The sequence below is a fragment of the Cytobacillus oceanisediminis genome, from assembly GCF_004366035.1.
In the GTDB taxonomy this organism is placed as follows: domain Bacteria; phylum Bacillota; class Bacilli; order Bacillales; family Cytobacillaceae; genus Cytobacillus; species Cytobacillus oceanisediminis_C.
The window spans coordinates 1-23,164 of sequence record NZ_SOEE01000021.1; the positions used below are offsets into that span (position 1 = coordinate 1).

Genomic DNA, 23,164 nt, shown 5'->3' on the forward strand with positions numbered 1-23,164 from the left:
TCAGCAGATTCTCATTTAGGACACGTATTTGATGATGGTCCACGTGATAAAGGCGGGCTTCGATATTGTATCAACTCTGCGGCCCTTAAATTTATCCCAAAAGATAAACTACAGGAAGAGGGCTACGAGGAGTATCTTGGTTTGTTTCAATAGAAAATCTAAAGTCCTTGGGGGCTTCTCCAAGGGCTTTTTCATTAAGGCCAATCTGAAAGCTGGGTAAAAATGCAAAATGTGAAGTGAAGTTAAACTCTGCCCAAGGTTACTGCTATATTCTTCCCCATTATCAAAGCGAAGTAAAAGAGCGTGCATAATACAATCGATGTCCCGAAAGGGAATCTGTTGTGATATCGCACAGACGGAAAGTTTCTTTGAACACTTTCTCTAATGATTAAGCATAGTAAAAATCATAAGATAAATTAGAAAAGAAGGGATCGAGCGATTGAGATATAACAAGCATCGTAATCAATGGTGCCTAAATAAAATGACCCCGGAGCTACACCGAGTCCATTTCCAGTCGCAGGTGCTTTATAAATTAGATATTATATTGTAATTTTCATTTGTCAATAATCATATTTCAAACTGGGAGCGAATTTTTTAGAAATTTCCACAAATTTCAAAGCGCTTGGAGAAAGTTGAATACTGTGTCTGTGTGCAATACCGACTTGTCTAACATACGACTCATTAATATTTTTTCGAATAAGGGTATTAGGTGCATGGATTAAAATCGAATTCGGTACGATTGAAATACCTAAATTTTCATTTACCATCGTCAAAATGACTTGGTCAACGGATAATTCATAAACGATATTGGGGTGTATTTTATTTTCGTATAACATGCGTGAGACATCCCGGTCAATGTTCCGCTTTGGCATTATCCATCGTTCATCTTTTAATTGTTCTAGATGAAGTTTATCCTCCTTCGCCAACCGATGATCTTTCGCCATTATGCAAACGAGTTCATCATCAAAAATGGAATCAAAAACAAGATTTTTTGAATGCGGCTTTACTAAAAAACCGATATCAATAATCCCATTATGCAGCCATTCTTCGATCTGATCGTAATCTCCCTCCATCAAACGGATATGTAAGTTAGGATGATGTTGTGCAAAATAGGCTAAAACTTTTGGTAGTAAAACAAAAGAAACACTTGGAAGAATACCAACAGATAATGAGCCTCCGATGAAATTTTTTATACTCGAAACTACTGTTTCAAGCTGATGCTGCTGTTGTAAAATTTTTGAGATATGCTCATAAATTATTTTGCCTTCGCTCGTCAAAACGATATTGTTGCGATTACGGATAATAAGAGACAGCTCTAGTTCTGCTTCTAAATTGCTGATCGCATGGCTAATAGTTGACTGTGTGAGATTCAACTTTAAGCCGGTTTCAGTAAAATTCCCTATATCAACGAGCGTATGGAATGCGATATATTGCGCTAAAGTAACCATCGTAAACCCCTTTTATGAATTTTTTTCATACTCATTAATTAAAATATTCATTTGATTAATTTTATTGTTCCCTCCTATAATAAAAATAAATCCCGAGTAAATCAATACGAATTATTGGAGGTCCAAAAACATGGCAGAAGAAAAGTTGATGATGAAGGCTTTATCCATGGATATTATTACAGCAAAAATGTTTACTGAATTACATCTGTCTATTACGGAAGAATACGGTGAGCATGGTCGTGTGTTAGTTAAAAAAGGATTAGAAACTTTTGGTTTAAAAGACGCTGAAGCAATGGCGAAAAAGGCGACGGCAGAGGGTGAAAATCATACTTTCTTTGAATACTTACCAAAAGTTGTAGAAGGAGAAGAAAAATTTGCGGATTTAACGACATTTGCACGTTTTTCAAAAATGTTTGCACAAATTGCAAAACAAGTTGTTGATGAATATGGTGAGAAAGGCGAGCAGGTAATTATGCGTGCAGTGGAACGCTTCGGTAATAAACGTGGTGAAGGTATTGCACAACGAGCACGTACAAACGGTTTAGAAAATACTGTAGAAAATTATCTAACTAACTACGATATGGGGCGCAGCGATTTATTTGAAATTGATACGGTTTATAAAAAGAATGAAGTAGAGCAAACATTTACACAATGCCCATTTGGCCAACAATGGGCAAATGATAATATGGGCAAATACGGTATTCTTTATTGCAAAGTAATCGATCCAGCTATTGCAAAAGGATATAATAAAAATTTTGAAGTTATACATGATCAATATGTATTACGTGAGGGTCAATGCCATTTTCAATTTCAGATGAAAGAGTGAGTGCAATGATTAATGCTAACCGACTACTAAAGCATCTTCAAGACTTAAGTCAAATTGGACGTAATGAACTAACAGGCGGCATTAATCGCTTTTCTTTCACACCTGAAGAAAAACAGGCTATTGAGCTCGTAACATCATATATGGAAGAAGCAGGCATGACCATCAAAGTTGATGCTGTTGGGAACGTTATTGGCACATATGGTGAAGGAAGCGAAACCATTATGCTGGGCTCTCATATTGATACTGTGCCAGAGGGCGGAAAATATGACGGTGCATTAGGTGTTCTTGCGGCGATTGAAGTCGTACAAACCATTCATGAACAACAGCTATCACTTTCAAAGAAAATTGAAGTTGTAGCGTTTAAAGATGAAGAAGGAACACGCTTTGGCTTTGGGTTAATCGGCAGTCGTGCAATGGCTGGCCTTTTAGCATATGAGCACCTACAGAAAACCGATGCATCAGGTATTTCTATTGAGGAAGCAATGAAGCAAAGCCAAATGTCACCCCTTTTTTTAGAAAAAATAAAACGTAATGACATTCAAGCATATTTAGAAATGCATATTGAGCAGGGAAGAGTACTAGAAAACGAAAACTTACCGGTAGGCATCGTTACAGGTATTGCAGCACCATTATGGCTGGAAGTGACTGTAACAGGCGTTAGTGAACATGCTGGTGCAACACCGATGCCAATTCGTAAGGATGCTTTAGCTGCAGCAAGTGAAATGATTTTAGCAATTGAACAAATGTTCAATGACAGATCCGGTTCTGTAGCCACTGTCGGAAAACTAAATGTAGAACCAAATGGCGTTAATGTCATTCCGGGTAGAGTTACCTTTACAATTGATATCCGTGATATTGATGAACAAATAATAAGCACTTTAGAAAGTTCAATTTTAAGACAGATGCAAAAGATTGCTGAGCGCAGAAAAGTTTCGCTGAAAACAAAGATGTTACAACGCGTAAAACCAGCAAAAACAGATCCTATGCTTCATCAGCACCTAGCAATTAATATTGAGAAGCAGGGTGTAAGACCTTATTCATTAATAAGTGGTGCTGGGCATGATGCCATGAATATCGCCGCTGTGGCACCAATTGGGATGTTATTTGTTCGTTCAAAAGATGGTATTAGTCATAATCCGTTAGAGTATAGTTCAGATGAGGATATTGTGATTGCAACGAATATTTTATATGACACAGTAGTAGGACTTACAAAATAAAATTATATATTTATAGAAAAATCTTTTGTTCATATATGAACTGTGCCCCGATTTAGGGGAATTTAACCACTTGGTATTCTTTACTTTAATAAGACGGAGGAATAAAGTTATGCACACGGTTGTATATGTTGAAATTGCCTTATATTTATTTGCAATGCTGGCAATTGGAATTTATTTTAGCAAGAAGGACTTATCACATAATGATTATTTTTTAGGTGGAAATAAGCTTCCTGGTTGGGCACTTGCATTCTCTGAGCGCGCTACCGGAGAATCAGCGTATATGTTTTTAGGGGCAATCGGTTTTATCTACGCAGCGGGTTTATCAGGTATTTGGATTTTATCCGGAATGTTTTTAGGAGTTATGGTTTCCTGGTTATTCTTATCGAAACGCTTTATGACCGAACAACAAAAATATAAGGTGAATAGTTTAACAGACTATATTGCTGTCAAATTCCCTAAACATGCAGATGTGATTCGCTGGTTAGCTTCTTCTGTTTTGGTTTTATTCTTTGTTTGTTATTTAGCTGCTCAATTTTCAGGTATAGGGAAAACCATTTATTCATTCTCAGGTTTTAATATAACATGGGGAACGATTATTATCGCCGTAATCATTATTGCATATTCTTGTATGGGTGGCTTTATGTCTGTCGTTTGGACAGATACGATTCAAAGCTTTTTAATGCTTGCTTCATTCATTATCGTGCCTATTGCAGCTTTCATGGAAATAAAAAATCAAGGATTAAGTATTTCAACTGAGCTTGCGAATATGGGAAATGGTGCAGATAGCTGGGTTGGAGGCTTAAATGGGATTGCCTTAGGGGCTATGCTATTTACAAACCTTTCATGGTTCTTTGGCTGGTTAGGTGGTCAGCCTCAGTTAAGTTCTCGTTTTATGGCCATCTCAACGGAAAAAGAGCGTATTACAGGCCGCAATATGGCAATAATTTGGACGCTGATTGTCTATATCGGTGCCTTTTTATCGGCAATTTTCGCTTCGACTTTATATAAACAAGCCACGATTGATGATCCGGAGGTGATTTTACCTCACATGGTATTCGATATCTTACCTCCATGGGTTGCAGGAATTATCGTTGCAGGAATTTTAGCAGCAATTATGTCTACTGCGTCATCACAACTTTTAGTGATTACAACTTCTATTAGTGAAGATATTATTCACAAAACATTACGCTGGAATATCTCAAGCAGAAAATTGGTTCACCTTTCACGTCTTATAGCGGTCATTAGTGGTATTGTGGGCATTATTATTTCACTAAAATCTGGCTCTGTTATTTATAGTCTTGTATCCTTTGCATGGGCAGGTATTGGGAATACATTTTCTGTTATTATCTTATTAATTTTTTTCTGGAAGCGTATTTCAGGTATGGGTGTTATCGCAACGATTATTGTTGGTTTTGTCAGTGCTTTCGTTTGGCCGCTTTCATCGCTTGAATCGATTTTATCAGCAAAGGCTGCAACGTTCTTTATTTGCTTACTCGCTGGTATTGTATTCTCTTTAATTTATCCTGATACAGTAAAAGAGACACAGCCTAAATTAGTAAAATCTTAATATGGACTATTATTTTCTTATACAAAAAGGGGCTTGTTTAGAATATGTGGATTTGAAATTTATCAAGACCGGTTCTAGTGCAAATACCAGGACAAATTTAAAAAAGTTGTAGGTCCACCTTCAGATAACTCCTTAGGTGGTTTGAAGAAGCTCTCATTAAACACATCTAAACAGCAAAATCATCCGGAAAAGTGACCACCATATGTGGTCGGTTACTTTTCCTTTTTTCATATTCTGTCAGTTAGAGATTTCAAACGTTTTATGTAAGGTACATGACATTTTTCTTTTGCGGTTTCCTATATACTCAAGTTGTAAAGATGATTCATGATTACGACGAAAAAGGAGAGGAAATATGAAGAACATGATGAATGTAACAGAGCAGATTCGAGCAGTTGTAAAAGATGATCAAATAGAATTATTCTTTAATGATGAAAAGATAGGAACGATCTCCATTTCTCCTGATGAGCAAAAAAAATTAGAGCTGCATCAAGATTATGTGATGGAAAATGGGAAGATCTTTAAATTTATGGAGCATTTACTAGCAGATCATCCTAAAGCATATGTCGAAGACTGTGACCTTGGCTGGTGCTGAAATTTCTTTAAGGAGGCAGATATTATGAATGTACAATTTTCGGATAGAGCAGTTGAGAGATTAAACCAGGAACCTGCCATTGCTTATCAATTGAACCCTAGTCTGGGTGGCTGCTCCATTGGAGCGGATTGGGTGACATTTGTCGGGATGAAGGAGTTAAGTTCAGAGATGGAACAACAACTCCTTTCTACAAATTTTAAGCCGGTTTTATTGGGTCATAAGTCAGACCATTTATTTGATGAAGACTTAGTAGTGGATTATAATCCAAGTAAGTCCACGTTTATTTTAAAAAGTAACAGTCAAATCTATACCGCATATATGAAATTAGAATATAGAAATTAAGAAATGATACAAATCAAGTAACTTGCCATGTAAGATTGCCTTGATTTGTATTTTTTTAGGAGTGATTTAATTGGATACAGTGACGTTTGGTATGGGCTGTTTCTGGGGACCTGAGTCACGTTTTGGCTACCACCCTGGAGTCATCAGAACAAGAGTCGGGTATGCGGGAGGTAAAGAAGGTCAGCCTACCTCCAGGAACACGTTAGATTATACGGAGACTTTACACATCCAATATGATTCAAATCTACTGAGTTTAGATCAGATCTTGACTCAATTTTTTGAGCAGCATAATACAACGAGAGCTCCTCGCTCGATTAAGTATCGTTCTGTCCTGTTTTATCAAAGTGAGGAACAAAAGGAAAAAATGCTTCAAAAAGTAGAGCGCATCAAGCAAATTCATGGTCGCTGCTATACCTCTGTAGAGCCTCTTGACACTTTTTACGAGGCTGAAATCCGTCATCAAAAGTATTATCTTCAAAGATGGAAGCCTGTTTATGAAAAGTTGCAGCAACTTGAGGGAAAGGAATTCCTAGTTGATTCAACCCTAGCAGCCAGGTTAAATGGCCTTTCAAAAGACTGTGGATCACTTCAAGAGATGATGCTGGAATTTTCGGATTCAGACTACCATACTCTTTGGTCAGTTATCGAAGAAGTGTTAAAGGAGACGAAAAATCAGGCACTTGAAGCCTGTGATAAAGTATGTAAGAGTAAATGAAAAGCAGCCTGAACTAGGGCTTAATTTTATCATTTGGCTCAAGGCGAGACATGAAGTTTCTATTTACATCCTTAAAGCGGATTTCTCCTGTTTCATCTACCATAAACATAGCCGGTACTGGTAAGATCTAGTTTGCTTTCCCATTGAAGGATTCTAAATCTAAGCCGATCTTTTCATAAGCGCCTTTTAAATAATCAGGAACATCTAATAATACATTATACTTTGCTGAAACGATTCCTCTCGGATCACTTAACACTTGAAAATCTAATTCGATTTCTCTTGCATGGCCGCGGACCTTGGTGCCCTTTCTGTAGTCGATACTTCAGCGATCCAAGTGACTAACCCTGATTCCTTTCCTCTTTTATGGAACGCGTTCAAATACCTGCATCGCCTCAAATGGAATGGGCTTAGTTGCTTTGATTCCTAGAGGTAACACCTAATTCAGAATTTAAACTCATGTTTGATTCTCCTTGGATAATTTTATTATGTCTCCTACTCTTGAAAAAAATATAAGCCTCCTTACATTTACTTTTAAGCTTTTTGTGTAAAATAATGAATAGTAATATGAAGTCAATTTGTATTCAGTTGACAAGACAACTAGAGAAGAAAAGGAAGAGTGAGTAGGATATGACTTTATATATTTTGCCAAGCTGTTGTAAATGTGAAGAAGTGATAAAGCTATTTTCCAAGCTAGGAACAGATGTGACAGTGATAAATATTTTTGATAACCTAGATATAGGGAGGTCACTAACGTTAGATAAAGGGCTACCAGTGCTAGAGCTGAATGACGAATGGTTAGATTATGAGATGATTATGAAACGATATAAAAGTGAGGGTTAGACATGGATAAATTAATGCTTCTTTCGCAGATTAATATATTTGATGAGCTTCCAAAAGAAGAATTAAAAAAATTAGATCAAGTAACATTAACGGCTCCTATTAAAAAGGGGACGATCATTCTAAGTCCAACTCAACAGCTGAGGTCGCTATTTTTCTTGAAAAAAGGGCAGGTTCGTCTATATAAAGTATCTTCTACTGGAAAGGAATTCACGGTTGATCTTTTAAGTGAGGGAAATGTGTTTGGAGAAACATCGAGTTTTTCATTAACAGAGTCTGAAATTTATGCAGAAACGATGGTCGATTCGTTTGTGTGCACATTAACAAAGGATCAATTTGAGGATTTTATCCGTCAAAACCCAGCCATTGCCATCAATCTCATTACCATTTTGACCTCAAAGCTTAAAGAAATGTATCAAATTACCGAAAGTATTGCTTATAAAGATGTAAAGTATCGAATTGTTCTTCTTCTCATGCAGTTAAGTAACCGCTTTGGTGTGAGAAGTGGGGAGTGGCAAACTGTCGAGGTGAAAATTACTCAACATGATATTGCCAGTATGATCGGCTCTTCAAGAGAAACGGTCAGTTTATTTTTAGGCGAGTTAGAGAAGGAAGAAGTGATTATGAAGAAGCCTTTAAAAATTAATACAGCCTTGGCTAAGGAATTATATGAGGTGGATGAGGGCTAATTGTGTTCATTGCATATCACTAAACGCAAAGGGAATACCTCTGCGTTTTCATATGTGCTCCCGGCATGGGTGCAGTATATAGGTTGCAAGTCCTGAGACATGGAGACATGTTACATAACATTTGATATTAAAACAAGCCATGTAACTAATTATTAAAGGGTTTCGTTCATTTAATTTCGAAGATTTTACTGTATCTGATGAAAATTTTGGGTATAATGGAGATACAGCAAGTCGGTAAAGGGCAGCGGCCATTCCCTTGTAGAAAGGGGGTGACGCTGGTGATTACAATAGCAGACGCACTAGGGTTAATGATAGCATTCGCTTCCCTCATCGTTGCAGTAATCGCGGTTACGAAAGGAAAAGAGTAACCCCCTCTTACCCCCGACGAAGGCGTTAAGAAAGTGGTTACTCTTTTTTTGAGCTAACAGTCAACTTTTACCGCTAAAAGTCGCTGCTCTTTATGCAGTTTGCTGTGCTGAAAGGTCACTGGTTCCCGCCAGTGGCCTTTTTTTATTTTGTCTCATTATATCTCTATTATACCCACAGTTTTTAAATTAAACAATAATTTTGAACAATATTATCTGAGATTGCCGAGGCAGATGCGCCGGTTTTTTCTTTCATACATCGATTTGTGGGGACCGCTGACCAAAAGTAACTCGGATTTAAAGTACAAGCAGTTAAGCTCCTATAAATCAGATTAATTAAGGACTATGCTAACGGGTAGATGCAGCGGCTTTTACAGGCAGCTTTTTCTTTTGTATTAAACTGAAAAAGTTGAATAAATTAAATGGGGTAAAAGATGCACAAGTTATTCGAAAAAGGGTTAAGTAAGGAAGATTTGCAAATCATAAGTAGAAGGAGGATTTGAAATGAAATTTACTATTCGTATTTTCTTCAGGGAAAACTTTAATAATTCAATATTTGAAAGAGAGCTAAAAAAGTCCTTAGAGGAAATTAGTGTATATGTTACAAGTATTAATTTTAATCAATTTGAAGAAAAATACATACATAATAGAAGGAATATTATTGAGATAAATGTTGAAGTTAAAGGGGAATATATCGATTACAGAACCATTTTTGGTTGTGTATTTTTAGTACTAGATGACCTTTCTTTAAATTTATCTGGGTTAGATATAAATGAATATAGGCTTACCTAAGTGTTTTTGTATTTCTAAATTTCACCTAATAAAATTGTTTTTTAAGGAGGAAATTATGAAAGAATTCATTATTTCATATATAGAAGATAATATTGGTAGTCATAAAAAGGAAATCCTCGTTGTGGGCGAAGACTTTCAATCATGCTATGAAGAGCATATTCAAAAATATCCAACCATGGTAGGTATTGTTCAGCAATTTGATGAAGAGCAAGAAACCATAAATTTTCTCCGACCTAACAATATTCAAATAGAAAAAGTAACAGACGAAATCTTCGAGGAAGAAGAGAAAAAAAGAGAATTTTATGATGGATGATACACAATTCAGACTGAAGTGTTGACCATTTTGTCAATGCTGCAAGCAATGGTCAACCACCACTAGAAGGTGTATAGGAAAATAAGATTATTTTTGCTGGTACTGAGATGTTAGAATTTAGTGGACATCTTGAAAGGTCCCTTCATTCAGGTGAACGGGTAGTTTATGAAATGGTGATTCCTATGGTGAAAGTGTAATATTGAAAATTAAAGATATAAAAAGAAATTAATAAAGGAGAAAGAGCTATCTTTAAAGTTTAGCTCTTTCTCCTTTATTGGTCCGTAATGTCAGTGTAAGCAGATGCATTAACAGAAAAGTAGAGATTTTATGGCTTCACGAAAGTTCCCTAAGTCCTTTTGTTTCCATGCCATTAATGGAATAACTTACACGAATAGATGCGCTTAAAGAATGGGCAACTGTACAATATTTTTCTACCGAAAGCTGGATGGCACGAACAACTTTCTCTTCAGGAAGGTCACCTTCTAATGAATAGTGAATGTGAATATCTGTGAATTTTTTTGGGTGATCGTCTGCCCGCTGACCATCCACTTCCATGTGAAATTTAGTAGGCTCCAATCGCATTTTTGCTAAAATAGAGATAATATCAATACCTGTACAGCCTGCTACTGCATTAAGTAGTAATTCAGTGGGTCTTGAACCACTATTTGATCCCCCAATTTCTTCGCCAGCATCCATTTTAATTTCATGACCGGATGGTGTTATACTCGAAAACGCCATTTTGTTATTCCAATCTAGCTTGATTTTCATTGTTTTAAACCTCATCTTTCTTCTTATAAATATATATATAGTCAGTATAACTGCTCTTAATAATATTTCCAGTTAGATATATTTTAAAATATTTGTTGATAAAAAATACCTCCCTAACCATAGTACGATGATTTGGAATAATTATTTGTGTTTTACGAAGATGATCATCCATTTTAGATTGAATTTTGAATAGGCTTAAATATAAATACAGCTAACCTTATGCTTTCTAGACATTCCTCATTTGGACACTTTTCTTTAACAATAAAAAAGCCCTTTCTTTATGTAAAAGAGGAGTATAGGAATGTTTTTTTCATGTTTTTCAAACATCATTGCGCAAGAAATGATTCGATTACGAGTTTCATCTTCCTTTTTCGTTAACCACCGGTTTTGTTGTCATTCCCACAATTTGATTATCTTTACTTTTATAATAAAAGTGGAGTTGACAATCCAAAAAAAATATTGATATGATTGTTTTTGTAAAAAATGGATTGGATATTCCAAAAAAAACATCAATGGGCATTAGTTGGTGATAATAAAAAGGACAAATAAATCAGTAAAAGAAGTTTATCTGAGAAAGCACAAAAAGGTGACAGCTGTCCAGATTGTACTTGTTAAGAAGAAGACAAAGCCCCGTATCTTACTATTCAATGAATAAGTTATTGTGTTCTTATGGCTAGTATATGGAGAAATTGTCGATTTAACTTTCTACAGTCGCGTTTGGTGCCCTTTCTGCAATGTATAACCTTGGACGAAATGAATGAGATATATACGGCATCAATGGTTTAAACCAGGGGGTAAAAATGGGAAATAATTCATTTATTGCTTTATACGACAATCATCCAGATGCTGTTTTCACATTAGATTTAGAAGGTAATATAATTAATTTCAATAAGTCGTTTAAAAGAATCTTTGGTAATGAAGATAAAGAATGTACCGGAAACTTCCAAGAATACTTTGATGAAAATTTCCAAGAAAAAAGTAGTAACTTTCAACAAGAAGCCATAAAGGGGGTTGCCCAAAGCTATACAGCGACTCTTATTAATAAAAATGGTCAACCTATTTCTGCAGATGTGAAATACATACCGATTTTAAACAATAACCAGCAAGTGACCGGAATTTTCGGGATTTCAAAGGTAATCAGTGATGACATTCAAAGTGGAAAAGAAACAAACATAATAATAAAAGATTTGGAATTTCCTGAAGACTTTAAAGATATTTTCAATAATCTTGAAGTATGGTTTTGGTCATTCGATTTGCAAAAAAATAATTTTTTATTGAGTTCACCGGGCATTGAGAAAATTACAGGACATACGTTATCAGAACTAAGAGCCTCTTACCTATCTATAATTCACCCAGAGGATAAGGAACGTTTTTTTGAAGACCACCGCAAGGTATTGGAGGGTGTATCTTTAAATGAGAATTATCGAATCTTCCATAAAAATGGTGAACTAAGATGGATAAAAACCCAATTGTTTCCAGCTTATAATTCAAGTGGGAACATTTTTAGGTTAGATGTGATTTTTACTGACATAACCGAATATAAAAAATCAGAAGAAATGATAAAACATATTGCATATCACGATTATTTTACAAATATTCCAAACAGACGATTTTTTTCCGAAAAAGTAACAACATTAATTGGTTCCCCTCCAACTAATAAAAAGTCACTCGGCATTTTATATATGGTCTTAGGTCATTTTAAAAATATAAATAGTACAGTTGGAAATACCACCCGAGATAAATTATTGCAGCTATTTGCTCATAGAATCTCTAAAATATTGGATAATGATTCTTTCTTAGCAAGACTGGGGAGCGATGAATTTGGTCTTATTATTTGGAATTATTCAGAAGCGGACTATCCTATTAAACTAGCAGAAAAAATCATAGAAAAGTTAAAAAATCCTTTTTTTATTGATCAATATGAAATGTATATTTCAATAAGTATTGGAATTAGTTCATTTCCTACCGACGGAGACACATCAGAAGAATTAATTAAAAATTCTGAGGAAGCTTTATATCGTGCAAAGGTAATAGGGAAAAATAAATTCCAAATTTATTCTTCTTTTACAAATTTAAATACAAATAATAAAATATTTAGTTTAGAAAGAGATTTAAAAGAAGCCATAAAAACCAACCAGTTTCTTGTTTATTTTCAACCAAGAGTAGATACAAAAACGGGGAAAATAGTTAGTGCAGAGGCTTTAATTCGGTGGGCACATCCGGATTGGGGGCTTATAACTCCGAAGGAATTCATCCCCCTTGCTGAGGAAAATGGATCCATTATTGAGATTGAAGATTGGGTGCTAAAGCAGATATGTCATTATATAAAAGAGTGGGAACAAAGTGGGACACCACCTGTTCCCATTTCACTTAATAAATCACCTAAAGTAATTTTACGGAATGATTGGACAACAAATATTTTAAGCGTTTTAAAAGAAACAAATATTGCTCCTTCATTATTAGAATTTGAAATTACAGAAACAGCCTTACTTCAAACTAATGAAATTGTAAAGAGAGCATTTGACCTACTTCAAGAAGTGGGCATAAGGGTTGCTTTGGACGATTTTGGTACAGGGTATTCCTCTTTAACTCATTTAAAGGAATATCCTATAAGCACCATTAAAATTGATAAATCATTTGTTCAAAATATTTCAAATCATCGTGATAATATAATCATTAAGTCCATTATATCCTTAGCTAAAGGATTGGAAATAAGGGTTGTTGCAGAAGGCGTAGAGACAATTGAGCAACTCACCTTTTTAAAACAACAAATGTGTGATGAAGTACAGGGTTACTGGTTCAGCAAACCATTACCAAAGGCAGAATTTGAAAAACTATTAAAAAAGGGGAATACTTGAGTCTGAAAAATTACTTAATTTTCCGATAATTAAAAATATTTTAGACTTAACTAAATTAACTTTAAATTTTGATGAATAAACTGCCTCTATTTCTTTATTACAAAGGAGATTAATCATAGCATTCACTTTTGCTGCTGTGATTAGGACAGCTTGGAAGAAGAAGGAGTTGTAGGGCGTAAACTAGTCCACTCTCTATAGATGTACTAGTTAAAAATCAAAGGAGAGATAGCTGATTTGGCCTTTTAAAATGCGCGCAGTGTCAAAATTTCCGTATGATAAGGATGGTATATGTATAGTTTGCTTCTAGATAACAATTGAGAGAAAGACCATTGAAGCTTTATATCCAAACAATGTGGATTATGATCCCCTCATAGAGTACGCAGGAAACAGAAAGCATATTAATCTGTATACTAGGGAGGGGATTTTTTATGATTAAAAATTCTGTTCATGAATCCAAATTACGATTGGGTGATTATATGTACGGCAGCATTGGAATGAACTTAAAAATGATTAGACTTAAGAAAAGACAGACACAAAAGCATGTAGCTGAATCTACAGGGTTATCTTTTCGCACTATCAGTTGTTATGAACGGAATATCAATATACCAAAGAGAAGTAATCTAGAGAAGCTAGCTGAATTTTACGGGGTATCTGTTGAAGAAATATCTGAAAAAATAAAGGAGTAGATAGATACGGCAGTATTTAAACATAACGGATAAAACCTTCGCAACTGAAACAAATAATGCGCTAGTATTAGCTGGTTTTTTTGCTACATGGTGTGGGAATTGGAGATGATCGCACCTGTAAGTGAACCTACTATTTCGGCACTAATAGACTCGGGGTGCTTGTTACACCAAATTTATTAGCTGTTTCTTGGTTTTGGTCGACATCAATTTTCATAATCCTAACTTGATTACCCATATCCTGATCATGTTCTCTAAACATGAGTTAAAATGCTAGGAATAGTCGTTTCAAGAAGAGGAATTGACAGATAATGTAAACGTTATGAAATAAAAATTTTCATATTCGATGTATGAATGGTAAAACAGTGAGGTGAACGGTTATAGAGAAGTACAGTGATACGATAACACCTATTTACTTTTTGAGGTATATGATTGAGGTAAAACGGGAAGAATTGACAAAATTATTCAACGTTGATAAGGAACTTCATAAATCTACTATCATACAATTAAGTCAAGAACTTGATCAATTAATCAATCAATATTTGAAGTACATGAGGAGTCTTCAAAAAGAAAAGGATGATTCATGAAGTTAAGAAAAGGGACCGAGCACGGATGAGTGGGCGGTTTAATCGGCGCCGTGCAGATGGGAGAAGGCCATTCGAACGGCAGTTTTAACACCTTGAATTGGGGGATCGGACATGAAAACAAGTTCCGGAACCTTTTTCTTCAAAAATAACATCCATTCCGACTTCGATCAGTCGTTCAAATTGTCTTAAAAGGGTTTTAGTTTTAACCTCTTTTTTTGTTTTTAAAATACACCATCTTTAATGTGAGCCATCTAACATTTTTATGTTTCAAGTTAGTTTAAACTTACTAAATTAAGACAATTGACAATTCATATTCATATGAGACTTTCAAAGTTGCTTAAATGAAAAAGGAGATGGATAAGATGACGAGTGAAAAAATCTTTGATGTGATTATTATAGGAGCTGGCCCAGCTGGTATGACAGCTGCGGTTTATACATCTCGTGCCAACCTTTCAACTTTAATGATAGAAAGAGGAGTGCCCGGTGGACAAATGGTCAATACAGAAGAAGTTGAAAACTATCCTGGATTTGATCATATTTTAGGTCCAGATCTTTCTAACAAGATGTTTGGGCATGCAAAGAAGTTTGGTGCTGAATATGCATATGGAGATATTAAATACATTGAAGATGGTGTGGAATATAAAACGGTCAAAACCACTTCAAAGGAATATAAAGCTCGCGCCGTGATCATTGCAACCGGTGCTGAGTATAAAAAGCTGGGTGCACCTGGTGAAAAAGAGCTAGCTGGACGTGGTGTATCTTATTGTGCAGTCTGTGATGGAGCCTTTTTTAGAGGTAAGGACCTTATAGTAGTGGGGGGAGGAGACTCTGCTGTAGAAGAGGGTGTATACTTAACTCGCTTCGCAAATAAGGTGACAATTGTTCATCGCCGTGATGAATTCAGAGCTCAGAAAATTCTACAGCAACGTGCGTTTGATAATGAAAAAATTGAGGTTATGTTTAATACAACTGTTAAAACCATTAATGAGCAAAATGGAAAAGTAGGGTCAGTGACGTTTGTATCGACGGAAGATGGCGCTGAAAAAGAGTTTACTATAGATGGTGTATTTATCTATGTCGGAATGGATCCACTAACAGCACCATTTAGGAACCTTGGAATCACGAATTCAATGGGCTACATTGAGACAAATGATCGAATGGAAACAAAAGTGGAAGGCATCTTTGCTTCAGGAGATGTTCGCGAAAAAACATTACGTCAAATTGTAACTGCAACTGGTGATGGTAGCATTGCCGCACAAAGTGCCCAGCAATATGTAGAAGAGCTATTAGAAAATTTAAAAGCTAAATGAGAAAGTGAGCATCTTTTCGAACAGAGGAGATGTTTTTTTATATTGTATTGATAAAATTTTGCCACCAATATTCTTAAATATAATGACTAAATGTTAGCCATCTAACATTTTTAAATACAGAAGCAAACTATACTTATAAGTATAAGAAAAGACTATTACAGATTTTAAGGAGATGGATAAGAGATGGCAGTATTAAACGTGACCGATCAAACATTTACGGAAGAAACTAACAATGGAATAGTGTTAGCTGACTTTTTCGCCACTTGGTGTGCACCTTGTAAAATGATTGCGCCCGTTCTTGAAGAGCTTGATCAAGACATGGGGAACCAAGTTAAGATTATAAAAATTGATGTCGATCAAAACCAAGAAACAGCAAACAAATTTGGTATCATGAGTATTCCGACTCTACTAGTCTTGAAAGATGGCAAGGTTGTAGAGACTTTGGTTGGTTTTAAGTCTAAGGAAGCACTTGCGGAATCATTAAATAAGCATATCTAAGCCAAAAAAGCATTAAGAATTAACCATCATTTCGGGGCTGACACCACCCGCAAGTAATCTACTAGCTGCATCAAACAGGGATAAAGAATTTCATTCAGAAAAAATGTTCGAATTTGCATCGCGAAAAATTGAGGAAACTGATAAAAAGATTCGTGATTTAAACGAAATGAAATTCTTTTTAGAAGGTTTGGTTGAAAAATGCCCAGGTCCTGGAGTTCTAAAAAGTCGATGTTCGAATAAAAAATTATCAAAAGGAGTGAATTAAAGTGACAAAAAGATTAGACGAAGTATTTATAGCAGGTAGTGTTTGTGAAGATTCCCTAGAGCAGGTGGTTTATAAATTAAAAAATAAATGCGACGCTAATCGTAGAGGAGGAAACCTTCATGTTCAAGTTATTTGAAGCTTTCGGTCAAAAAATTGAGATCATCGGAACAAAGAGTTTGTTTATTGCACTGGCCATCGTTTATTTTTGGATTGGTGCGATGAAATTCACGGCCTACGAAGCAAATGGGATAGCCCCGCTAGTAAGCAACAGCCCAGCACTTGGATGGCTTTACAACTATTTTTCAGTTCGTACGTTTTCATCTCTATTGGGAATATTAGAATTATTAGTCGGCCTACTCATTCTTAGCCGCTTTGTGTCTGCAAAGCTGTCGGCTGTTGGAGCGTTTCTTTCCTGCATTCTATTTCTGACGACACTGAGTTTCATGTTCTCCACGCCGGATGTCTTTGAGCCGAGCCTCGGTTTTCCCGCCCTTTCTGTGGCCCCAGGTCAATTTTTGTTGAAGGACCTCGTCTTGCTGGGCGCCTCTGTGTTTGCCTTGGGCGAGTCACTGAAGGCGACTAGAAGAGGAACGTTTCATGAAACCCTGGAGAAGCGCTATCCGGATGCGGGAAAATAGTCAGGTCATTTAATGGTTTCGAATGTATATCATTTGTATCTATTTAATAAAGTTTGCATTTTTTTACTCAATTTAGAAAAAGGAAGAGGGGGCTAGCAAAAGCGAAAACCTATGGAGTTAAAGTCGTGCCAACAGTTGCAATTAAAGGGGAATTAGTGAGCACAAGTGGTTTCAATATTGATGTGTTAAAAGCTTCTGGATTAGGTCTGTGTTAAAAATGAATTCACAAGGGTGAAGACTTCACCCTTGTTTTCTTATTTTAAGAATGGAGAGTTGTCCTTGTATACAGTTGTTTCAAAGAAACAAACGATCATTTCCTATGTGATCGCTTTCTTTTTTATCCTGACGATGGTGACGGTTTCGGTGATATTAAAGACCTGAATTGATTTTGCCTGAAATGGCTGCAATGGCAATTGTGATGTGGGTATATCGAGAAGGTTGATGATTAGGCAGCCATCCCTTGCATTATATGCCCATAAATCTATAAGTGTGCGAGCAAGGATCTAATCTTGGGAGTTTTTAGAATGTGGAGTTCGCCCTTGCTCGGTATAAATACACTTTCCATTTAATTTCAGAAATATACATTTGACACAAAATACAAAAAAATATGACTCTCGACCATGCAATAGTTAAAAACTAATTTGGAAAAAGAATAAGTTCAGATTTATGTACTAGTTTTGTATTAAAAGCCTTTCTGATTTCACAGAAGCCAGTTTCATATACCCAAATAACAGTATACATATCAGATTTATAAACAACCTTTGATCCAATACTTATGATTATACCTCCCGGGAACATGGTCGAGAGCTATTAATAAATTAGCACAGGTTGGAAAAACATTAAAGTAAATTTAGTTTTCAAATGAATTAAAAAGGGGCTATTACGTTGCGGTGAAGTTTATTTTTTCCTTTTAATCCCCTAATAGGTAACTAGAGTAGTTTTATACATGAGAGAATCGTTTAATTAAGGTGTAAGGGCAAGGACAATATCGTGTTGACTTCAAGTGTTGGAGAGGTGGCCCTGTTAAAGACTATCCCTAGTTTAAATTTTATTTGACTGTTCAATCGTGAGAAGATGCTTAATATTTCTACGTTCAATTTCACAATATAATAATGCTATAAAATCAGGGTTTATATTAATCTTTACAGCATAAAGATACGAAGAAATTAATAAATCATCTGACATAGTTTGAAGTGTCATTTAGCCCTCCTAAAATCTCGACATAATGATAAAAAACACACAAGATTTATTATCTAAATTAATAAAAAAAAGCGAAATAGTTTCGACAAATCTGTAATGGAAATGACACAATTAATTTTTCGATCGGAGAGGGCCAACTGAGTCTACAAAACATAGAAATGCAAGAAAAAATAAAATTCGAAAAAAAACTCAATATTATAGATAGAGATCGATGGTTGATAATGATATACAAGTAATTTAACAATTCTTAAAAAGTCCTTTTTTATGATTGACAATCCAAAAGATATCTGGTAAAATTTGTCTTGTTTAATGGAGTGCCCACTCCAGAAATAAAGAAAGAAAAGGACAAATGAATTTACAAAACTCGATCTATAAGTTTTAACATGTGATGTTATTTCATTTTTGCTCGACAAAGTGTTAAGAAATAATTGCCAAAGATATAAAAGCATGCTTGCTTTTACACTGACGGTGATTTAAACAGACGACGGCTTATTACATTTCTTGTAGATACACATTTTTTTATGTAAAGAGCAACATAATTAAATCGGGTTAGGTTTAAGTTTTTACGACATTATGTTGCATAAAATGGACGTACGCATGTAATCAAATTTCACGACTTAAGCGATTTTGAATGTTTTATTATCATCCTTTATTCTATTCATTAATAAACAGGAATTAAATGCAAACGTTTTCGAGTAGACCAATGCTAGGAGGGAAATGATGATATTAACTAAAATGAAGAATTTTTCATTTAGGGATTTACGAGGGAAGACTGTGTCAATCAACGATTTTAAAGGAAAAAACATATTAATTTTTATGTGGGCTTCCTGGTGACGTTGTAGGGATCAACTGCCAGGTTGGCAGGATTTTTATAATAAATATAAACATCTAAACTTTGAAATTCTATCTGTTTCCGTCGATATTCAAGGTGCAGAAGTTGTAAAACCATATGCAACAGATAAGGCATTTACTTCAGTAATCGATGCGGACAATTCATTAGCGAATTATTTTGGATTTAAAATTGTACCCAATGGAATTTTCGTAGATAAAAACAGTACAATTCGTTTAATTAAGCAAGGATTCCATGTTTCAAATCCCACGCATTTGGATGCAGTTGAAAAACTAATACATGGAACAGTAGAAAAAGTTATTTTAGATGATGAATACTATAATCCCTCCAATAAAGTTAATAACATAGAAAAGCAACTTTCGGAAACTAAGTTTAAGTTAGGAATGGAATATGCGAATAACGGAAAAAAAGAAGAAGCATTAAAAGAACTAGACGAGTCTCTTTTTCTTGATACAGATAATTTTCTTATCCGAAAACAACGATGGTATATACGATATCCAGAAAAGTTTTCACCCATTATTGATATTGAATGGCAGCAGGAACAATTAAAAAAAGAAAAGGCACAAGAAGCCCTTTTAAAAGGTGGATTAGCTTGTGGTCCCGAAGGTTGTATAATCCCAGGTACAACTATTAAAAATGAAAATAAATAGTAACTAGAAGTGTTAACTTCTTAATTAATCTACATTTACATTAGATGTTTGAAATCTTAACTCGCCGGTTCATTTTCCAAAAGGCAAGCATTAATGTTCCCATAATAAAACTCCAATATAGGTGGACATTAAAGGTTAGGGAGATTCGAAGACCTGAGTTTGGTACTCCACTGGACTTAGGTCTTTTATTTCTGCATTCATTCGTTTTGGGATTATGATAATAAAGATTCTTTTCTAGTTCTCCCTTACCCATTTTTCATTTATGTTGTCAGCGTGGCAATTTCGATTCAGTGAAACAGATCCTCAAATTTTGCCAGCTGCTCAACAAAATGAACGGTGTTTTTCATACGCACCTCGCATTATGTTACGAATACTTTCGATGCCTATAAATACTTAAACCAATCTTTATCTTTTATCCGATATAATTTAGCAATAAAAATACCTCGTAGAAGGTATTTAGTGTCTAACATTTACAGGGAAGTACAGTTTCGAATTAGTGTGCTTTCTCCATGATACTTTCTGCTTTTTGTCCTAAAAGGAACCCTTTACGCGTATTAAGAGACAATCGGACGATTCCTCTCATAGAACAAAATATAGAATAAAAACATATCCTCCTTTCATGATGTTTTTTAACATAATAAATTAGAATGTTATCTTGGATAAAGTTATAACTTTCCGCCATATCAAATGATGAATGAGCTGATATGTGCTAGCATACTGTCCAATCCCACTTCAAGGGGTAGTGTTTCTTTTCGAACCTGCGTAAGAAGAAGTCCTCCTTGAAGCGTGGTCAGCAACGCTAGAGCGAGTTCGCTTGGATTTGCATTGATGCCTAGCTCGCCACGCTTCTGCATCTCAATAAGCCCTTTTCGAATAAAGGTCTCCCACTTCATAAAACCGGCTTCGAGCTTAGAACGGGCATCTGGCTCAATGTCTGACAACTCACTGGCAAGCGAGCCGATTGGACACCCTCCACGACATTGCCTCTCAATTTGAAGTTGAACCATTGCATCGCGCCAAGTTTTTAGGGCTTCCATACTGTCAAGTTGAATTACCAAAGATTCTTGAGTGGTTAGCTCTTTCTCAGTCTGATATATAATTACGGCCTTTACCAGTTCTCGCTTCTCCTTGAAATAATGGTATATTTGGGACGAGCCAACTTGAGCCTCTTTTTGTACATCTTCTACGCTTGTACCTGCAACGCCTTTCTCAAACATCAATTTAGCTGCAGCAGAAACGATTCGGTCTCGAGTCTCTTCACCCTTTTTTGTCAGCCGATGTTTTGATTTCCTCGCTTTATTTAGTTTTTCCATATATTAAGTATGCAAAAAAATAGATTTTACAATCCCAAAAAAATTTTTGAATGCCATTAATAAAATGGATATTATACCTTAAAAAAGGAATAAAGGAATTTATTAATTGGTTCTTTAAGTGATTTTAAAATAAGAAATCCATAACAGGGTATCTTGAGTTTTATAAAAACCACATTGATAACGTTTAGAAAAATGTTTTTGGCATGATTTAAAAAACCTTTTCGCCTTATCGGATACATTTCTTACATTGAACTTATACCAAACCTAAAGTTTGCATTCTTTAAAGGTAAGGATTTAGTTGTTATTGATAGTGGAGATTCGGCCGGTGTAGAAGGTGTTAAATAAACAGGTTTCGCTTCTATCCTTACCAATATTAAACGACTCGACGAACTCATGTTCTGAAAAATCTATAAAATCGTGCCTTCGTTAATGAAAAAATTTAATTCATATGTGTAACTTTAGTCAATACTCAAACTGGTGAGGAATCTGAGTCCATTATTAAATCACCAGTCGGTGACACAACTTGTCGTAATGTTTTCTAACTCACATCACCAGATGCAAAAATACTAGGTAACGCTGTTTTTCTTGCTTCATCTGTTTCAATGAATTATTAACCAAGACAGAAACTTTGTGAAAAAACTCGAGGGAGTTGCACTTTCGGACTTTTGGGCACCATGATGTGGTACATGTAAGATGAATACTCCAGTTCTTCAAAAAAACTACTTCTGAGTAGTTTTGATTAGGCATTGTTGGATTTTGAAAAACGCTATTCCTCCTAAAACGACTATCTTCATTTATATTTCCCTTTTACATATGTATCCTTATTTGATTTATTGAGCGAATTTTCTCCTGCCATCAAGGACAAAATAAAGTTCACTGATAACTCAATGGTACTTGGCGGTTTAGCTTACAGATTAACATGGCAACAAAATCGGCATCCGTAATCTACAATACTTCGTTCGCCGTTTTACACCAATTTCAAAAATATAATGGAGAACTGTAAGCTGCATTACAGAACTCTGTTTTTTTTAGAATTATAATCAAGCTATCATTCGATATTGGAGGTTCCAGAAAGATGAATAACCAAAATTTAACCGAACAGCTTGAAGTGACCACACAGCAGTTTAAGGCCAATTCACCGATTGAAGCGCAGATCAAAATCGGACAAATGATTGAAGAACTGCAGAAATCGGGGATCGCTTCTGGGAAGCAACCGGGCGAAAAGGCGGAGGATTTTAAATTAACAAACGCACTAGGCCGTGACGTAATTCTATTTGAAGAGCTCGCGAAAGGGCCGGTTGTACTGGTCTTCTATCGCGGCGGATGGTGTCCTTTTTGCAATATGCAATTAAAGGCTTACCAGAAGATATTGCCCGAAATCCAAGCGATAGGTGCTCAGCTTATAACGATTAGCCCGCAAAAGCCGGATCATTCTTTATCCCTTCAGGAAAAGGAAGGATTGGAATTTCAAGTCCTTAGCGATCCAAACGGCTTGGTAACGGCAAAGTACAATTTGCTCTTCGATGTTCCGCCGGGAGTCAAGGAAGTCATGGAAGGTATCGGACTTAATCTTGCGGAGTACAATAATACCTCGAAGTGGGTTTTGCCTGTTCCTGCTACTTTCATGATTGATGAGAGCGCCATTATTCGATCCTCCTATGTCAATCCGAATTTCATGCAGCGTCAAAGCCCGGAGGAAATTTTGCAAGAGCTAAAAAAGCTTTAACGATTTTTACATCAATCATTGTGGCAATTGTTCTTGCCAAGAACAAGTCTGAACAAATGGATATTACATCTATAATAATTTCTAGCAGTACGTACGATGAGACCGAACATATCCA

25 protein-coding genes and 2 pseudogenes are annotated in these 23,164 nt (G+C 35.6%); 22 read left to right on the forward strand and 5 right to left on the reverse strand.

What is annotated here, in order from left to right; all coding sequences use genetic code 11:
• Positions 1–153: peptide-methionine (R)-S-oxide reductase (locus DFO72_RS27325; RefSeq protein ID WP_181782460.1), on the forward strand; the 153-nt coding region annotated here is incomplete at its 5' end.
• A 407-nt stretch (positions 154–560) separates the two neighbouring features.
• Here DFO72_RS27325 and DFO72_RS27330 read toward each other — a convergent pair.
• A complete protein-coding gene (locus DFO72_RS27330) occupies positions 561–1,448 on the reverse strand; it encodes a LysR family transcriptional regulator (protein WP_134177305.1) in 888 nt (295 codons plus the stop codon).
• Positions 1,449–1,578: 130 nt separating this feature from the next.
• Between DFO72_RS27330 and DFO72_RS27335 the strand changes: the two genes are divergently transcribed.
• From DFO72_RS27335 to DFO72_RS27380, 11 genes are all read left to right on the forward strand, one after another.
• A complete protein-coding gene (locus tag DFO72_RS27335) occupies positions 1,579–2,274 on the forward strand; it encodes an L-2-amino-thiazoline-4-carboxylic acid hydrolase (RefSeq protein WP_113885879.1) in 696 nt (231 codons plus the stop codon).
• Positions 2,244–3,491, forward strand: a complete 1,248-nt coding sequence (locus DFO72_RS27340) for a Zn-dependent hydrolase (RefSeq protein ID WP_243856294.1) — start codon at positions 2,244–2,246, stop codon at positions 3,489–3,491. Before DFO72_RS27335 ends, DFO72_RS27340 begins: the two co-directional genes overlap by 31 nt.
• Positions 3,492–3,600: 109 nt before the next feature.
• Positions 3,601–5,058 carry a sodium/proline symporter gene (locus tag DFO72_RS27345; protein WP_113885881.1) on the forward strand — a complete coding sequence of 486 codons (1,458 nt, stop codon included), beginning with the start codon at positions 3,601–3,603 and terminating at the stop codon, positions 5,056–5,058.
• Positions 5,059–5,410: 352 nt separating this feature from the next.
• The gene (locus DFO72_RS27350; RefSeq protein ID WP_113885882.1) at positions 5,411–5,650 is read left to right on the forward strand and encodes a DUF2553 family protein; all 240 of its coding nucleotides are present in this window, start codon (positions 5,411–5,413) and stop codon (positions 5,648–5,650) included.
• Between the two features lie 24 nt (positions 5,651–5,674).
• A complete protein-coding gene (locus DFO72_RS27355; protein WP_113885883.1) occupies positions 5,675–5,992 on the forward strand; it encodes an iron-sulfur cluster biosynthesis family protein in 318 nt (105 codons plus the stop codon).
• A gap of 79 nt (positions 5,993–6,071) precedes the next feature.
• Positions 6,072–6,707: a peptide-methionine (S)-S-oxide reductase MsrA gene (locus DFO72_RS27360; protein WP_243856297.1), complete on the forward strand. Its 636-nt coding sequence runs from the start codon at positions 6,072–6,074 to the stop codon at positions 6,705–6,707.
• Between the two features lie 627 nt (positions 6,708–7,334).
• Positions 7,335–7,547, forward strand: a complete 213-nt coding sequence (locus tag DFO72_RS30790; protein ID WP_113885885.1) for a glutaredoxin domain-containing protein — start codon at positions 7,335–7,337, stop codon at positions 7,545–7,547.
• 2 nt (positions 7,548–7,549) lie between these two features.
• Positions 7,550–8,233: a Crp/Fnr family transcriptional regulator gene (locus DFO72_RS27370; protein WP_113885886.1), complete on the forward strand. Its 684-nt coding sequence runs from the start codon at positions 7,550–7,552 to the stop codon at positions 8,231–8,233.
• 278 nt (positions 8,234–8,511) lie between these two features.
• A complete protein-coding gene (locus DFO72_RS30215; protein WP_220182010.1) occupies positions 8,512–8,601 on the forward strand; it encodes a putative holin-like toxin in 90 nt (29 codons plus the stop codon).
• Positions 8,602–9,102: 501 nt separating this feature from the next.
• On the forward strand, positions 9,103–9,390 hold the full coding sequence (locus DFO72_RS27375) for a hypothetical protein (RefSeq protein WP_134177307.1): 288 nt from the start codon (positions 9,103–9,105) through the stop codon (positions 9,388–9,390).
• 55 nt (positions 9,391–9,445) lie between these two features.
• Positions 9,446–9,703 carry a hypothetical protein gene (locus DFO72_RS27380; RefSeq protein WP_113885860.1) on the forward strand — a complete coding sequence of 86 codons (258 nt, stop codon included), beginning with the start codon at positions 9,446–9,448 and terminating at the stop codon, positions 9,701–9,703.
• A gap of 333 nt (positions 9,704–10,036) precedes the next feature.
• On the opposite strand, the gene DFO72_RS27385 is transcribed toward DFO72_RS27380, so the two are convergent.
• Positions 10,037–10,471, reverse strand: coding sequence for an OsmC family protein (locus tag DFO72_RS27385; protein WP_113885859.1), 435 nt, complete (start codon positions 10,469–10,471; stop codon positions 10,037–10,039).
• A gap of 800 nt (positions 10,472–11,271) precedes the next feature.
• Here DFO72_RS27385 and DFO72_RS27390 point away from each other — a divergent pair.
• Both DFO72_RS27390 and DFO72_RS27395 read left to right on the forward strand, forming a co-directional pair.
• Positions 11,272–13,329 (forward strand): sensor domain-containing protein, encoded by a 2,058-nt coding sequence (locus DFO72_RS27390; protein ID WP_113885858.1) that lies wholly within the window; start codon positions 11,272–11,274, stop codon positions 13,327–13,329.
• A 428-nt stretch (positions 13,330–13,757) separates the two neighbouring features.
• Complete coding sequence (locus DFO72_RS27395; protein WP_243856295.1) at positions 13,758–14,015, forward strand: helix-turn-helix domain-containing protein; 258 nt, start codon at positions 13,758–13,760, stop codon at positions 14,013–14,015.
• Between the two features lie 133 nt (positions 14,016–14,148).
• Here DFO72_RS27395 and DFO72_RS27400 read toward each other — a convergent pair.
• A pseudogene (locus DFO72_RS27400) lies at positions 14,149–14,259 on the reverse strand (thioredoxin family protein); the annotation flags it as partial.
• Positions 14,260–14,440: 181 nt separating this feature from the next.
• Between DFO72_RS27400 and DFO72_RS30795 the strand changes: the two are divergent.
• The 5 genes from DFO72_RS30795 to DFO72_RS27420 all read left to right on the forward strand — a co-directional run bounded on the left by DFO72_RS30795 (position 14,441) and on the right by DFO72_RS27420 (position 17,310).
• On the forward strand, positions 14,441–14,599 hold the full coding sequence (locus DFO72_RS30795; RefSeq protein WP_113885856.1) for an aspartyl-phosphate phosphatase Spo0E family protein: 159 nt from the start codon (positions 14,441–14,443) through the stop codon (positions 14,597–14,599).
• Positions 14,600–14,952: 353 nt separating this feature from the next.
• Complete coding sequence (gene trxB, locus DFO72_RS27410) at positions 14,953–15,909, forward strand: thioredoxin-disulfide reductase (protein ID WP_258549857.1); 957 nt, start codon at positions 14,953–14,955, stop codon at positions 15,907–15,909.
• Positions 15,910–16,092: 183 nt separating this feature from the next.
• Complete coding sequence (gene trxA, locus DFO72_RS27415) at positions 16,093–16,407, forward strand: thioredoxin (RefSeq protein WP_113885854.1); 315 nt, start codon at positions 16,093–16,095, stop codon at positions 16,405–16,407.
• A gap of 266 nt (positions 16,408–16,673) precedes the next feature.
• Positions 16,674–16,808: a hypothetical protein gene (locus DFO72_RS30500; RefSeq protein WP_258549855.1), complete on the forward strand. Its 135-nt coding sequence runs from the start codon at positions 16,674–16,676 to the stop codon at positions 16,806–16,808.
• Positions 16,792–17,310, forward strand: a complete 519-nt coding sequence (locus tag DFO72_RS27420; protein WP_113885853.1) for a YkgB family protein — start codon at positions 16,792–16,794, stop codon at positions 17,308–17,310. The genes DFO72_RS30500 and DFO72_RS27420 overlap by 17 nt, the downstream gene beginning before the upstream one ends.
• A gap of 1,041 nt (positions 17,311–18,351) precedes the next feature.
• On the opposite strand, the gene sda is transcribed toward DFO72_RS27420, so the two are convergent.
• The gene (gene sda, locus DFO72_RS30800; protein ID WP_113885852.1) at positions 18,352–18,510 is read right to left on the reverse strand and encodes a sporulation histidine kinase inhibitor Sda; all 159 of its coding nucleotides are present in this window, start codon (positions 18,508–18,510) and stop codon (positions 18,352–18,354) included.
• Between the two features lie 849 nt (positions 18,511–19,359).
• On the opposite strand from sda, the pseudogene DFO72_RS30220 reads away from it, so the two are divergent.
• Positions 19,360–19,566, forward strand: a pseudogene (locus DFO72_RS30220) (thioredoxin family protein); the annotation flags it as partial.
• A gap of 48 nt (positions 19,567–19,614) precedes the next feature.
• Entirely contained in the window at positions 19,615–20,010 is a 396-nt protein-coding gene (locus DFO72_RS30225) for a hypothetical protein (protein WP_243856296.1), read from the forward strand.
• 683 nt (positions 20,011–20,693) lie between these two features.
• Here the strand turns inward: DFO72_RS30225 and DFO72_RS27440 are convergent.
• The gene (locus DFO72_RS27440) at positions 20,694–21,323 is read right to left on the reverse strand and encodes a TetR/AcrR family transcriptional regulator (RefSeq protein ID WP_113885846.1); all 630 of its coding nucleotides are present in this window, start codon (positions 21,321–21,323) and stop codon (positions 20,694–20,696) included.
• Between the two features lie 1,075 nt (positions 21,324–22,398).
• Between DFO72_RS27440 and DFO72_RS27445 the strand changes: the two genes are divergently transcribed.
• Positions 22,399–23,049: a peroxiredoxin-like family protein gene (locus DFO72_RS27445; protein ID WP_113885847.1), complete on the forward strand. Its 651-nt coding sequence runs from the start codon at positions 22,399–22,401 to the stop codon at positions 23,047–23,049.
• Positions 23,050–23,164 lie beyond the last annotated feature (115 nt).

What these genes read in the sequence shown, in the direction of transcription:
- DFO72_RS27355 (WP_113885883.1), top strand. Translation starts at nt 5,675, where the DNA reads ATGAATGTACAATTTTCGGATAGAGCAGTTGAGAGATTAAACCAGGAA.
- DFO72_RS27385 (WP_113885859.1), bottom strand. Translation starts at nt 10,471, where the DNA reads ATGAAAATCAAGCTAGATTGGAATAACAAAATGGCGTTTTCGAGTATA.
- DFO72_RS27440 (WP_113885846.1), bottom strand. Translation starts at nt 21,323, where the DNA reads ATGGAAAAACTAAATAAAGCGAGGAAATCAAAACATCGGCTGACAAAA.
- DFO72_RS27375 (WP_134177307.1), top strand. Translation starts at nt 9,103, where the DNA reads ATGAAATTTACTATTCGTATTTTCTTCAGGGAAAACTTTAATAATTCA.
- DFO72_RS30795 (WP_113885856.1), top strand. Translation starts at nt 14,441, where the DNA reads ATGATTGAGGTAAAACGGGAAGAATTGACAAAATTATTCAACGTTGAT.
- DFO72_RS27370 (WP_113885886.1), top strand. Translation starts at nt 7,550, where the DNA reads ATGGATAAATTAATGCTTCTTTCGCAGATTAATATATTTGATGAGCTT.
- DFO72_RS27420 (WP_113885853.1), top strand. Translation starts at nt 16,792, where the DNA reads ATGTTCAAGTTATTTGAAGCTTTCGGTCAAAAAATTGAGATCATCGGA.
- DFO72_RS27395 (WP_243856295.1), top strand. Translation starts at nt 13,758, where the DNA reads ATGATTAAAAATTCTGTTCATGAATCCAAATTACGATTGGGTGATTAT.
- trxA (WP_113885854.1), top strand. Translation starts at nt 16,093, where the DNA reads ATGGCAGTATTAAACGTGACCGATCAAACATTTACGGAAGAAACTAAC.
- DFO72_RS30790 (WP_113885885.1), top strand. Translation starts at nt 7,335, where the DNA reads ATGACTTTATATATTTTGCCAAGCTGTTGTAAATGTGAAGAAGTGATA.
- sda (WP_113885852.1), bottom strand. Translation starts at nt 18,510, where the DNA reads ATGACACTTCAAACTATGTCAGATGATTTATTAATTTCTTCGTATCTT.
- DFO72_RS27345 (WP_113885881.1), top strand. Translation starts at nt 3,601, where the DNA reads ATGCACACGGTTGTATATGTTGAAATTGCCTTATATTTATTTGCAATG.
- DFO72_RS27335 (WP_113885879.1), top strand. Translation starts at nt 1,579, where the DNA reads ATGGCAGAAGAAAAGTTGATGATGAAGGCTTTATCCATGGATATTATT.
- trxB (WP_258549857.1), top strand. Translation starts at nt 14,953, where the DNA reads ATGGATAAGATGACGAGTGAAAAAATCTTTGATGTGATTATTATAGGA.
- DFO72_RS27350 (WP_113885882.1), top strand. Translation starts at nt 5,411, where the DNA reads ATGAAGAACATGATGAATGTAACAGAGCAGATTCGAGCAGTTGTAAAA.
- DFO72_RS27380 (WP_113885860.1), top strand. Translation starts at nt 9,446, where the DNA reads ATGAAAGAATTCATTATTTCATATATAGAAGATAATATTGGTAGTCAT.
- DFO72_RS27390 (WP_113885858.1), top strand. Translation starts at nt 11,272, where the DNA reads ATGGGAAATAATTCATTTATTGCTTTATACGACAATCATCCAGATGCT.
- DFO72_RS27330 (WP_134177305.1), bottom strand. Translation starts at nt 1,448, where the DNA reads ATGGTTACTTTAGCGCAATATATCGCATTCCATACGCTCGTTGATATA.
- DFO72_RS27445 (WP_113885847.1), top strand. Translation starts at nt 22,399, where the DNA reads ATGAATAACCAAAATTTAACCGAACAGCTTGAAGTGACCACACAGCAG.
- DFO72_RS27340 (WP_243856294.1), top strand. Translation starts at nt 2,244, where the DNA reads ATGCCATTTTCAATTTCAGATGAAAGAGTGAGTGCAATGATTAATGCT.